The organism is Sodalis sp. RH19, from assembly GCF_047324215.1.
Classification (GTDB): domain Bacteria; phylum Pseudomonadota; class Gammaproteobacteria; order Enterobacterales; family Enterobacteriaceae; genus Acerihabitans.
The window spans coordinates 5,318,474-5,330,970 of the sequence record NZ_CP178734.1 but is presented as its reverse complement, the minus strand read 5'-3'; the positions used below and the strand labels follow the sequence as shown (position 1 = coordinate 5,330,970).

Below are 12,497 nucleotides of genomic sequence, written 5' to 3'. Positions count from 1 at the left end.
ATTGGATTATCGGAGCAATTAGCAAACGAATAATTTCTGGCGGCTCTTTTAGTTTCTTCTCGGCTGATCTGGCATTACACTTAACCAAAACTAACGCGTTAGGGAACTACAGATGATAGACACCAAAAAAATCGAACAGCTTGCCCGTCAGATCCATGAGTCCCTGCCAAAAGGCATCCGCGATCTGGGCGATGACGTGGATAAAAAAATCCGCCAGGTGTTGCAAAGCCAGTTCAGCCGGATGGATTTAATCAGCCGCGAGGAATTTGACGTGCAGACCCAGGTATTGCTGCGCACCCGGGAAAAGCTGAACCAGCTGGAACTGCGCCTCAATGCGCTGGAAACCATGCCGAACAGCGGCGGCGCCCCGACGGTGGCCGGCGCCACATCACCTGTAACCCCGGGCGCCGCCGTATCGGCCCCGGCCGCCGCGCCGGCAAGCGATGAACCGCCGGCCGAAACGCAGGCTGGAAGCATCGCCGCAGACATTAAGGACGCAGGCAAGAAGCCGTAGGCCGCCGCAAAATATCGGGCGGCCGCGGACACGTTATCCGCCGGGAAAAGCGGGGGGCAACGGCGCCGTCGCGGCGCCCTTGCCTTTAACCGCGTTTGCCGGTTTTGATGGCGTTAATGATATTGGTGGTGGAGCAGCCGTCTTCAAAGTTGAGCACCCTGACGTCGCCGCCGTTGGCCCACACTTCCTTACTGCCGGCAATCTGTTCGGGCCGGTAATCGCCCCCCTTCACCAGCACATCGGGCAATATCTTGGCGATCAGCCGCTGCGGGGTATCCTCGTCAAAGGCCACCACCCAATCCACGGCGCCCAGCGCGCCCAGGACTACCATGCGCTGCGCCAGCGGATTGACCGGCCGGGACTCCCCCTTCAGGCGCCGGGTCGAGTCATCGCTGTTTACCGCCACGATCAGCCGGTCGCCCAGCCGCCGGGCGTTGGCCAGATAGGTCACATGCCCGGCGTGCAGGATATCGAAGATGCCGTTGGTCATGACCACCTTTTCGCCGCGCTGGCGCGCCTGCGCCACCGCCTGCTCAAGCTCGGCCTCGGTCATGACGCCGAAACCGGCGTCGCCACGCCCGTGAATGGCGTTTTCCAGCTCGATGGGACTGACGGTGGACGTGCCCAGCTTGCCGACCACCACGCCGGCGGCGGCATTGGCCAGGAAACAGCACTCTTCCAGCGGATTTCCGGCCGCCAGGGCCGCCGCCAGCACGCCGATCACCGTATCGCCGGCGCCGGTGACGTCATAGACTTCCTGCGCCTGCGTCGGCAGGTTCAGCGGCGGCTTGCCGGGTTGCAGCAGCGTCATGCCCTGTTCGGAACGGGTAATCAGCAATGCCGACAGGCCGTAATCGGCAATCATCTTCATGCCGCGGGCGACCAGATCGGCTTCGTCGGCGCTGCGGCCTGCCACCGCCTCGAACTCGGATAAGTTCGGCGTCAGCATGGTGGCGCCGCGATAACGGGCGAAATCGGTGCCTTTGGGATCGACCAGTACCGGCACCCCGGCGGCGCGCGCCAGCTGGATCATATCCTGCACGCGGGCCAGCGCGCCTTTGGCGTAATCCGACAATACCATCGCGCCGGCGGCGGGCAACGCCGTCTTGATGCGCTCCAGCAGCGGTCCGGCGTCCACGCCGTCAAAGCCTTGCTCAAAGTCCAGGCGCAGCAGCTGTTGGTTACGCGACAGCACCCGCAGTTTGGTAATGGTGGGATGGGTGGACACCGCCACGAAATCACAGGTCACGCTGACGCCGTTGAGCCGCTCGCCCAGGGCGCGGGCGGCATCGTCGACGCCGGTAAGGCCGACCAGGCGCGAACCCGCGCCCAGCGCGGCGATATTCATCGCCACGTTGGCGGCGCCGCCGGGGCGCTCCTCGATGGTATCGACTTTGACTACCGGCACCGGGGCTTCCGGTGAGATACGGCTGGTTGGGCCGGACCAGTAACGGTCCAGCATGACATCACCCACCACCAGCACGCCCGCCCGGCGAAAATCAGGCAACGTAACTTTCATCCACTCGCTCCAGACTTAACGATTTTATTGCGCGGGATTCTAGCATAGGCTGCGGCAATTCTCTCCCACCCCCGATAGTGGAACGCATTTTCCCGCCCTTGCCCTCAGTCGAGCCATTTTTTCCAGTAGGCGGTAATCAGCGCGCGTTCGGTTTGAAACCGATGGCTATCCACGCGCCCCGGCAGGTCCTGCAGCGCCAGATGATGGATTTCGTCGCGCAGGGTGGTATAGGCGTCGCTTAATCGCGCGGCGTCGTCCGGGCTGATGATCCCGTGGCGCGCCATCAGCGCGAAAATGCGCACATTATCGGACCAGCGCGTCAGTTCCGGGATGGCGCAGGCATAACGCAGCACCAGGTACTGCGCCAGAAATTCAATATCGGTGATGCCGCCTTCGTCTGCCTTGATATCAAACTGTTCGCCGTTTTTACCGGCCAGGTGCCGGCGCATTTTGGCGCGCATCTCGCTGACGTCCACGCGCAAGGCCGCCGGATCGCGCTCCCGGCACAGCACCTCGCGGCGGATGGCGGTAAAACGCGCCCGCAGCGCGTCGTCGCCATATACCTGGCGCGCCCTGACCAGCGCCTGGTGCTCCCAGGTCCAGGCCTCATGCAACTGGTAGTCCGCAAAAGCGTCCAGGGTGCTGACCAGCATACCGGCCGCGCCGGAGGGACGCAGGCGCGGGTCGACTTCATACAGCACGCCCGCGGGCGTGCGGGTGCTGAATAAATGCATGATCCGCTGCGCCAGGCGCAGGTAGAACTGGCGGCCGTCAATACTGCGCTCGCCGTCGGTCATCACCTCCGCCGGACAATCATGTAAAAACACCACATCCAGATCCGAGCCGTACCCCAGCTCCCAGCCGCCCAGCTTGCCATAGCCGATTACCGCGAATCCCTGGCCGCCCTGCTCGCCCAGATGGGCGGGACGGCCGTAACGCGCCACCATGGTCTTCCAGGCTTGCTGGAGCACGGCGGCAATCATGGCCTCGGCCAGATAGGTCAGGTGATCGCTGACCCGCATGACCGGCAGCACGCCGGTAATATCGCTGGCGGCAATGCGCAGTTGCTGCGCCTGCTTAAACTGGCGCATGGCGTCGAGCTGCTGCTCTTCGTCCTCCTCCGGCACCCGCAGTAAATACTGACGCAGTTCATCACCGTAAGCTTCAGGCGCCAGGGGATGGTAGAGCGTGGCCGGATCCAGCAGTTCATCCAGCAACAGCGGATGGCGGGCCAGTTGGGTGGCGATCATCGCCGAGGCGGCACACAGACGGATCAGGTGGGTCAACGCCCCCGGATACTCCACCAGCAGTTCCAGGTAAGTGGTGCGGGACACGATGCTCAGCAGCATCGGCGCCAGCCGTCCGAAGACATCGTCGGCGGCCGGCTGCGGACAGATTTGCGCCAGCAGCCGCGGCATCAGTTGATCGAGCACCTCGCGCCCGCGCGGGCCGATGGTACGTTTCGCTATGTCGCGCCGTAATTCCACCAAGCGGGCCAGAAGGCGCCCGCGCCCGGCCTCATCCAGCTGCGGCGCCAGAAGTCCGGCATCCTGCTCCGGCGCGTCGTCAAACCACAGCGCGCCATAGCGGTCGAAATCCACCGGGTCCGCCGGATCGGGCGCGTCGTCGCCGATAAGCATATCAAAGATTAACCGCACCCGCCGCATATGGCCGGACAGCGCGTCCTCAAGGGCCGGCCAGTCGGCCACCGCCATGCCGTAGGCCAGGCGGGCGCGGTTGAGCGCATCGGCCGGCAGGGTCTGGGTTTGTTCATCGTTGATGGCCTGCAGCAGGTTTTCCAGCCGGCGCAGGTAGAGATAGGCCTGGCTTAATTGTTCGGTCTGGCCGGTGGTCAGCAGGCCAAGCTCGCCGACCGCGCTCAGGGTAGGCAACAGCGAGCGCTGCTGCAGACGGGGTTCCCGGCCGCCGCGGATCAGCTGGAATACCTGGGTAATGAATTCTATTTCCCGAATGCCGCCGGCGCCCAGCTTGATATTGTCTTTTAGTCCCCGGCGCCGCACTTCGCGGGCAATCATGATTTTCATATTGCGCAGGGATTGGATCACGCTGAAATCGATATAGCGCCGGAACACAAAAGGACGCAGCAGGCTTCGCAGTTCCTGGCAGTAGGCGTCGTCACCGTCGCCCATCAGCCGGGCCTTGACCATGGCGTACCGCTCCCAGTCACGCCCCTGTTCCTGGTAATAATCCTCCAAGGCGGCAAAACTCAGCACCAGCGGCCCGCTGTCGCCAAACGGCCGCAGGCGCATATCCACCCGGTAGACAAATCCGTCGGCGGTCGGCTGATCGAGGACTTTGATAAGCCGCTGCCCCAGGCGGGTAAAAAACAGCGCGTTGTCCAGCTCGCGCCGCCCGCCCCGGGTCTGGCCGTTTTCCGGATAGGCGAAAATCAAATCGATATCGGAAGAGAAATTCAGCTCGCCGCCGCCGAGCTTGCCCATACCCAACACCAGCAGCGGCTGCGCGGCGCCGTGCGCATTAGACGGCGTGCCCCACTCACGGCAGCACACCTGGTATAGCCAGTCGCGCGCCGCAATAATCAGCGTTTCGGCAAGCTGGCTGAGCTGGATCAGGGTATCGGTGGTCGCGCAGGCATCCAGTGCCTGCGCCCAGGCAATACGCACCAGGGCGCGGCGGCGGAACAGGCGCAGCTCACGCATCAGCGCCGCCTCGTCCTGCACCTGCGCCAGCCGCGCCTGGAGCGACGAGGCATAACCGCGCCACTCGTCCGCGCGGGGCGGATCGCGGTGCAATTCCTCCAGCCAGTCCGGCCGGGCAATCAGCGCTTCGCTGATAAAATCACTTAACGCCAGCGCGACGGCGGTGTTTTCGTCCACCACAGCAGACCCGGCGGCCGCCTCCCCGTCCGCCGGGCGGGCGGGCATCAGCCGGGCGGCCATCGCCTGCGCCTGGCGATCCAGCAGGGGCGGAAGAGGCAATTTCATCATCGATCTCCTGGGGATGTCACGGGCAACGCTGCGGCCCCGCGGGGCTTAGCGGTTATTGACGCTGCGCCAAAAACCCGGCTGGGTCAGCGCCTGGCGCCGCATATGCTCCAGATTGTTGGTGCCGGGCAGGATAATCGCCTGCTGCAGCGCCTGCCAGTGTAAAATATAAGATAAAACCTTCTTGACCGGATAGGCGCCCGACAGCAGATGGAAAGCCATGATCCGCCGCTCCAGCCGCGGCAGCTGCTGCTGGTATTCCTCGTGGGACATCACGCGGCCGAACGCCACTTTTAACTCGGCGGCGCAGCGCGACAGCATGATATCGGCAAAACGCTTAAAGGAGCCGTCCAGTTTCCGGCGCGCCTTATCATCGAGACTGTCCCGCCAGCCGGCGAGAATCAGCCAACGGGTCAATGCCAGCTTACATTGCAGGTAAGCGGCGTCATAGCACAACCGCCGGGGATCGCTGTCCGGCGGTTGCAGCCGGTCGGTCACCTCCGCCAACCGGGCGCGCAGCTCGTTGGTGGCCTTGCGCGGGATCATATTGCCCATCACCACAAAGGTTTCCCGGATCAGCATAATGGCGGACAGGATGCTTTCCCGCGCCAGCGGAATGCCCTGCAGCCACAGTTCCTCATGGTATTGCCAATGGGCCAGCGCCAGGGACAGCGCCTCGCTCAACCCCTGCTCCACCGTCGCCTTGGGCGCGGGACGCAGCAACGGCAGGGCGCGGATTTCACGCGGCTCATTGCCCGCGGCCAGATGATAGCCGCGCGCGGCCTTGCTCAGGCTGCCCTGGCGCAGGCCGCCGTCGGCGCAAAGCGTGCCGGCCAGCGCCAGTAGGTCCGCGACGTTGCCGTGCATGATTTCCAGTTCCAGTTCGCAAATGGCCTCGCTCAGCTCACCCGCCACCACTTCGCCCTGATCAAACGCCACTTCTATCTCGCTGTCACCGTAGGTTATCAACCACTTTTCACGCAGATAATCGGTACGAAACAGGGGTTGCAAGCGCTGCTGCAACGTCGCCACATCCATGTCCGGCGGCCAGATGTCGGCGGGCAACAGCGTAATATCGATATCGGGGCCGGGCAGTGGAATATTATATTCCGGGTGCTGGTGCAGGCCGCCGACGATGGTGCCGGCGGTTTTAGCCGTCATTTCGTAACGTTCGTTATTGCCGCGTACGCGTAAACCCACGCCGTGCCGGCGCAGGTCAAGCCCGACGGTGTCAAAATAGATGTTAATCAGGCGCTGCGCTGCCGTATGACTGCCTCCGCAGGCGGATACACGCTCCGCCATGGACGCCACCGCATCGGGATGAACGATAAATTTTATTTCTATTTCTTCACTCATAGCTTCGGTTACACCACTGGTTGCTCAACGAGCAGTTGCGGAACGACACCCGGCCCGGCGCCGTTTGTCACGGGGATGCCGCGCAGGTGTCGGGCTGAAGAACGTAATAATCGCCTTAATGCCGCTTATGGACAAGCACTGATATGATTTGAATGACAATTTATAACAAAAAATTAATGCGCTTAACGCGACATGCCGCCGTTTTTATCCATTACAACGTTAATCGGCGCCGTAACGGATAAATTACCCGTTCAAGAGACCGGACATGGCCATTTAAATAACGCTATTGCATCTTTCCTCCCCTGGCCGGGGCCTTGCGCAGCCTGATAGTAAGATAGTTCCCATTTCTGTTTAAGCATTGCGTCGTCAAACTGAACCCACTACTATCGACCCACATTTGCCTGAAAACGACGGAACTATGTACAAATTACGCCATATTTGCTTCGCGTTATTGAGTCTAGGCTTCGCCGCCAGCACTCATGCCGATGAGACGCGCTTTGTTTCCGATGAGCTCATCACCTATATTCACAGCGGGCCGGGCAACCAGTACCGGATCGTCGGCACGCTGAATTCCGGAGAAGAAGTCACGCTGCTGAGCGTCAGCGAAGGCAATAACTACGGCCAGATCAGGGATACCAAGGGCCGCACCGCGTGGATCCCGCTCGATCAGCTCAGCGACCAGCCCAGCCTGCGGGTCAAGGTGCCGGCGCTGGAGCAAAAGGTCCAGGACCTGACGCAAAAACTCAGCACCATCGACGCCAGCTGGAACCAACGCACCGCCGAAATGCAAAAGAAGGTCACCGAGAGCGACGGCAATATCCAGACCCTGCGCGACGAAAACCAAAGCCTGAAAGATCAGCTGGTGGTGGCCAGGAAAAAGGTGGATGCCGTGGCGGTACAGCTTGATGATAAACAGCGCGCCATTATCATGCAGTGGTTCCTGTACGGCGGCGGCGTGGCCGGCGTCGGCCTGGTGCTTGGCCTGGTGCTGCCCCATCTGATCCCGCGCCGTAAAAAAGACAATCGCTGGATGAACTGATCCCGCGGGTTTGCCTGTTGTCCTGGCGGTTTAACGTCGCCGCAATATTGCTGTTTACGCTAAGCGCGGTAAGCATGATAACGAAGAGGTAATCAGCGTTGCGGATGCGACTACACTTAACAGATGATGGCAGAACCGACATTGTCAGGAGTTCACAGTGAAAAAATATCTGGTCGGCGGCGCCGTCCGCGACGGATTATTGCAATTGCCGGTGCATGAGAAAGATTGGGTCATCGTGGGCGCCACTCCGGAGCAGTTGCTGGCGGAAGGCTATCAGCAGGTGGGCAAGGATTTCCCGGTATTCCTTCACCCGCGCACGCGCGAGGAGCATGCCCTGGCGCGTACCGAGCGCAAATCAGGACCAGGCTATACCGGCTTTACCGTCTATGCCGCGCCGGATGTTACGCTTGAGCAGGATCTGATGCGCCGGGATCTGACCATCAATGCCATCGCCCAGGATGAAGACGGCCGGCTGATTGATCCCTATCACGGCGTGGCCGATATCGAGCAGCGGCTGTTGCGCCATGTGTCGGACGCGTTCGGCGAAGATCCGCTGCGCGTACTGCGCGTGGCGCGTTTCGCGGCGCGTTTTGCCCATCTTAACTTTCGCATCGCCCCGGAAACCCTGGCGCTGATGCGGCAAATGGCCGAGGACGGCGAACTGCCGTCCATCTCGCCGGAACGGGTGTGGACCGAGACCGAAAAAGCGCTCGCCACCCGCAACCCCCAGGTCTATTTCCAGGCGCTGCGCGATTGCGGCGCCCTGGCGGCGCTGTTCCCGGAAATCGATCGCCTATTCGGCGTGCCGGCGCCCGCCAAATGGCATCCGGAAATCGACACCGGCATCCATACGCTGATGACGCTCTCGATGGCGGCGCAGCTTACGCCCGACGTCGCCGTGCGTTTCGCCACGCTGTGCCATGATGTGGGCAAGGGGCTGACCCCGCGTAACCTCTGGCCTCATCATCACGGCCACGGCCCGGCCGGCGTCAAGCTGGTCGAGGCCCTGTGCGCCCGCATGCGGGTGCCCAACCACATTCGCGATCTGGCAAAAATCGTCGCCGAATACCATGATTTGATCCATACCGTAGATCGCCTCACCCCCAGGACCCTGATGAAGCTGTTCAGCGCCATCGACGTCTGGCGCAAGCCGGAGCGCCTGGAGCAGATGATCATCACCAGCGAGTCCGACGCCCGGGGGCGCACCGGTTTTGAAAATAACCCTTATCCGCAGGGAGACTGCCTGCGCGAGGCATATCGGGCGGCGGCGGCGGTGACCAATCGCGAGGTGATCGAGGCGGGGTTTACCGGCGCGGAAATCGGCGAGGAGATCCGCCGGCGCCGGCTGCAAGCGCTGGCGGACTGGAAGCAACGCCAGGAACAATCGCGCGCGGAGACTCTGCAGGACTAGTCCTCCTCCCCGCAGCCGGCCTTATCCTGACGATAAACAACGCCCCGCCGGGCGCAAGACCGGCGGGGCGTTGTTTTGGCAAACGTTAGCGTAGCGGCGTCCCCGGCGCTACATCAGCACCCAGTACACCAGTCCCGCCAGGATAAAGCGGTAGATGGCGAAAGGCACAAACGAGATACGCTTGATGATCTGCAGGAACAGCTTGATGGCTACCAGCGCCACGACAAAGGCGGTGACAAACCCCACGGCAAACATCGGGAAATCATGCCAGGAAAGGAAAGGCAGGCTTTTATAGAGATCGAGGGCAGTCGCCCCCAGCATCATCGGCACCGCCAGGATAAACGAAAACTCCGACGCCGCATAACGGCTCACACCCACCAGCAGGCCGCCGCTGATGGTGGCGCCTGACCGGGAAAACCCCGGCCACAGCGCCAGGCACTGGAAACAGCCGATCAAAAAAGCCTGCAGGTAGGTGATATCATCAATGCCTGCGGCGCGTGGCACCTTCGGCTTCAGCCACTCGCCAGCCAGCAGCAGCACGCCGCCGACCACCAGGGCGAACATGACGTATTTCGCCTCGAACAGCCCTTTGATTTGTTCATGGAACACCAGGCCCATCACCACCGCCGGTATCATGCCCAGCAGGATATGCCCCAGACGCAGGCGCCCGGTGCCGATGCCCTCGTGCGGCACCCGGCCGAAATGAATACCGATCAGGCCGAACAGCCGGCGCCAGAACATCACCACCACCGCCAGGATCGACCCCAGCTGGATAATCACTTCAAAGGTTTTTGCCTTATCATCCGTAAAACCCAGCAATGTGCCGACCAGAATCATATGCCCCGTCGAGGAGACCGGCAAAAATTCGGTTAACCCTTCCACCACCCCAAGAATAAAAGCAATAAATACATCAGGCAGTCCTGTCATACAAAACGTTCCCCTCAAGCAACCGACAACAAAAAAGCGGCGGTTTGACGTCAAACCCAGCCGCTAAAACAACCCGGAAAATGAGACAAACATACGGTAAAAAGGTTTCCGCTGCATGAATTTTAGATTAAGAGTCATAAACTTTCAGACTTTTCGGTTACCGCGCTCGATTATCACGCCAACGCTTTTCGCCTGCGGCACCGCGCCCGGCTTGCTGAGTTTAATGCGCACCCAGGGCAGGTTAAAACGCTGGCGGAGCAGCCCGGCCACGTCTTCGGCCACCCGCTCGACCAGCGCAAACCTATTGCCCGCGACAAACGACAGCACCGCTTCGCTGACATCGGCGTAGCTCAGGCAGTCGGCCACGTCGTCGCTGCGCGCCGCGGGCCCGTTATCCCACCCCATCTCGATATCAAACACCAGCTTTTGCAGCCGGGTCTGCTCCCAGTCATATACGCCGATAACCGTCATCACCGTCAGCTGTTCTATAAATACAATGTCCATGCGCCATACCCGCTTTTTGTGGATGTTGGATACCACTTCGAAAGGAATATGCGTATTATCCACACTCAGGCAAATAAAACGATGATTACGGGATGGAACTTGGTTATGAATGCTATTGCGATTGGCATGATAATCTTCGCCTATCTTTGCGGCTCGGTGTCCAGCGCGATACTGATATGCAAACTCGCCCGTCTGCCCGATCCCCGCACCCACGGCTCAGGTAACCCTGGCGCCACCAACGTGCTGCGTATCGGCGGCAGGACGGCGGCGGCGGGCGTTATGGTATTTGACGTACTCAAGGGCATGCTGCCGGTCTGGCTGGGCTACCATCTGGGGGTGCCGCCCTTCTACCTGGGGCTGATTGCCATCGCCGCCTGTATCGGACACATCTACCCGGTGTTCTTCCACTTCCAGGGCGGCAAAGGCGTCGCCACCGCGTTCGGCGCCATCGCGCCCATCGGCTGGGACCTGACCGGCCTGATGGCCGGCACCTGGCTGCTGACGGTACTGCTCAGCGGTTATTCGTCGCTGGGCGCCATTATCAGCGCGCTGATCGCGCCCTTTTACGTCTGGTGGTTTAAACCGCAGTTTACCTTCCCGGTGTCCATGCTGTCATGCCTGGTGCTGCTGCGCCACCACGACAATATCCAGCGCCTGTGGCGCGGGCAGGAAAGCCGTATCTGGCGCAAGCGGCAAAAAGACAAAGATATCGACCGCCAGGAAGGCGCGCCGGATAACAGGGACGCCGATCTGCGGGCCGGCACGCAAAACGACGCGCAGGACAGCCATAGGGACAGATAACGCCCCCTCCCTTATACCGGCGTCAGTTCGGCCAGGGGCCAGCGCGGCCGCACGGTAATGCCCAAATCCGCATGAGCGCCGTTTTGCAGGCGCACCATGCCCGCATAGGCGATCATCGCGCCGTTATCGGTGCAAAATTCCGGACGGGCGTAAAACACGTTGCCGCCGCGTTTTTGCATCATCTCCGCCAGACGCGCGCGCAGGGTTTGGTTGGCGCTGACGCCGCCCGCTATCACCAGCCGCGTCAGGCCGGTCTGATCCAGCGCGCGGCGGCATTTAATCGCCAGCGTATCCACCACCGCGTCCTCGAACGCCCGGGCAATGTCCGCCCGCGTCTGGTCGTCCTGCCCGTTGGCGCGAACGGTATTGGCGGCAAAGGTCTTCAGGCCGGAAAAACTGAAATCCAGCCCCGGACGGTCGGTCATCGGGCGCGGAAAGGTAAAACGCCCGGCCGTACCCTGGCGCGCCATTTTCGACAGCAGCGGGCCGCCGGGATAATCCAGTCCCAGCAGCTTGGCGGTTTTATCAAAGGCCTCGCCGGCCGCGTCGTCTATCGACTCGCCCAGCAGTTCATAGCGGCCGATGCCGGTCACGGCGATCAGCTGGGTATGCCCGCCCGACACCAGCAGCGCGGCGAAGGGAAACGCCGGCGGGTTATCTTCCAGCATCGGCGCCAGCAGATGGCCTTCCATATGATGCACCGCGATGGCCGGCACCTTCCAGGCATAGGCCAGGGCGCGTCCCACGGTGGCGCCCACCATCAGCGCGCCCACGAGGCCCGGGCCGGCGGTATAGGCCACGCCGTCGATATCCCGCCCCTCCAGCCCCGCCTCGCGCAGCGCGGCCTGGATTAGCGGCACGGTCTTGCGCACATGATCGCGCGAGGCCAGTTCGGGCACCACGCCGCCGTAGTCGGCATGCAGCTTGACCTGACTGTAAAGCTGGTTGGCCAGCAGCCCCGACCGCTCGTCGTAAATCGCCACGCCGGTTTCGTCGCAGGACGTCTCAATACCTAAAACTCGCATAATTTTTCATCAACTCCACGTTGTGCGGCGCATAGTCTACCATATTCCGGCCCGCGGGCACCCGCCGGCGCGGTGCCGCGGCGCGTAAATTCGGTGTCTTTATTGCCCGGGCCATGATACAAGTATGCCCCTTGCGGATCGCGGGATCCGCGGGAAGATCCAGGATCGGCCGCTCAGGATCCCGGATCAACAGGCCAGGCCACTTAATTTCATGCTTTTTAATCGAGCACGCCAATCATGTGCAGCAAATTTGGCCGTTTTGCGCTATAATAAGTCCAAGAAATCATGAATGACGCGGCAAAGACCCACGCTGTTTGCCGGCCGGCCAGCAAGATCATTGGCCGTGGCGCTTTACAAAGCAGCCCTGGTTGAAGTAAAATTCCGCACCATTTTGAAACGGCTGACACAAGGTCAGCAGCAAAATCCGAATTCTAT

Annotated in this window: 10 protein-coding genes; 4 read left to right on the top strand and 6 right to left on the bottom strand. The window is 61.5% G+C overall.

What is annotated here, in order from left to right; translation table 11 throughout:
- Positions 1-112 precede the first annotated feature (112 nt).
- Complete coding sequence (ubiK, locus tag ACL2XF_RS24080) at positions 113-514, top strand: ubiquinone biosynthesis accessory factor UbiK (RefSeq protein WP_413727632.1); 402 nt, start codon at positions 113-115, stop codon at positions 512-514.
- An 85-nt stretch (positions 515-599) separates the two neighbouring features.
- Here the strand turns inward: ubiK and hldE are convergent, their stop codons facing one another.
- From hldE to ACL2XF_RS24065, 3 genes are all read right to left on the bottom strand, one after another.
- On the bottom strand, positions 600-2,033 hold the full coding sequence (hldE, locus tag ACL2XF_RS24075; protein ID WP_410013422.1) for a bifunctional D-glycero-beta-D-manno-heptose-7-phosphate kinase/D-glycero-beta-D-manno-heptose 1-phosphate adenylyltransferase HldE: 1,434 nt from the start codon (positions 2,031-2,033) through the stop codon (positions 600-602).
- A gap of 104 nt (positions 2,034-2,137) precedes the next feature.
- Positions 2,138-5,002 carry a bifunctional [glutamate--ammonia ligase]-adenylyl-L-tyrosine phosphorylase/[glutamate--ammonia-ligase] adenylyltransferase gene (gene glnE, locus ACL2XF_RS24070; protein WP_413727631.1) on the bottom strand — a complete coding sequence of 955 codons (2,865 nt, stop codon included), beginning with the start codon at positions 5,000-5,002 and terminating at the stop codon, positions 2,138-2,140.
- A 45-nt stretch (positions 5,003-5,047) separates the two neighbouring features.
- Positions 5,048-6,355, bottom strand: a complete 1,308-nt coding sequence (locus ACL2XF_RS24065) for an inorganic triphosphatase (protein WP_413721504.1) — start codon at positions 6,353-6,355, stop codon at positions 5,048-5,050.
- A gap of 418 nt (positions 6,356-6,773) precedes the next feature.
- Here ACL2XF_RS24065 and ACL2XF_RS24060 point away from each other — a divergent pair, with 418 nt between their 5' ends.
- Both ACL2XF_RS24060 and ACL2XF_RS24055 read left to right on the top strand, forming a co-directional pair.
- Positions 6,774-7,394, top strand: a complete 621-nt coding sequence (locus tag ACL2XF_RS24060; RefSeq protein WP_410013419.1) for a TIGR04211 family SH3 domain-containing protein — start codon at positions 6,774-6,776, stop codon at positions 7,392-7,394.
- 157 nt (positions 7,395-7,551) lie between these two features.
- Positions 7,552-8,805, top strand: a complete 1,254-nt coding sequence (locus tag ACL2XF_RS24055; protein WP_413727630.1) for a multifunctional CCA addition/repair protein — start codon at positions 7,552-7,554, stop codon at positions 8,803-8,805.
- A 108-nt stretch (positions 8,806-8,913) separates the two neighbouring features.
- Here the strand turns inward: ACL2XF_RS24055 and bacA are convergent, their stop codons facing one another.
- Entirely contained in the window at positions 8,914-9,732 is an 819-nt protein-coding gene (bacA, locus tag ACL2XF_RS24050) for an undecaprenyl-diphosphate phosphatase (RefSeq protein ID WP_410013417.1), read from the bottom strand.
- A gap of 144 nt (positions 9,733-9,876) precedes the next feature.
- Complete coding sequence (gene folB, locus ACL2XF_RS24045) at positions 9,877-10,236, bottom strand: bifunctional dihydroneopterin aldolase/7,8-dihydroneopterin epimerase (protein ID WP_413721506.1); 360 nt, start codon at positions 10,234-10,236, stop codon at positions 9,877-9,879.
- A gap of 105 nt (positions 10,237-10,341) precedes the next feature.
- Between folB and plsY the strand changes: the two genes are divergently transcribed.
- The gene (gene plsY, locus ACL2XF_RS24040) at positions 10,342-11,037 is read left to right on the top strand and encodes a glycerol-3-phosphate 1-O-acyltransferase PlsY (RefSeq protein ID WP_413721507.1); all 696 of its coding nucleotides are present in this window, start codon (positions 10,342-10,344) and stop codon (positions 11,035-11,037) included.
- Between the two features lie 11 nt (positions 11,038-11,048).
- Here plsY and tsaD read toward each other — a convergent pair whose 3' ends face one another.
- A complete protein-coding gene (gene tsaD, locus ACL2XF_RS24035; RefSeq protein WP_413721508.1) occupies positions 11,049-12,062 on the bottom strand; it encodes a tRNA (adenosine(37)-N6)-threonylcarbamoyltransferase complex transferase subunit TsaD in 1,014 nt (337 codons plus the stop codon).
- Positions 12,063-12,497 lie beyond the last annotated feature (435 nt).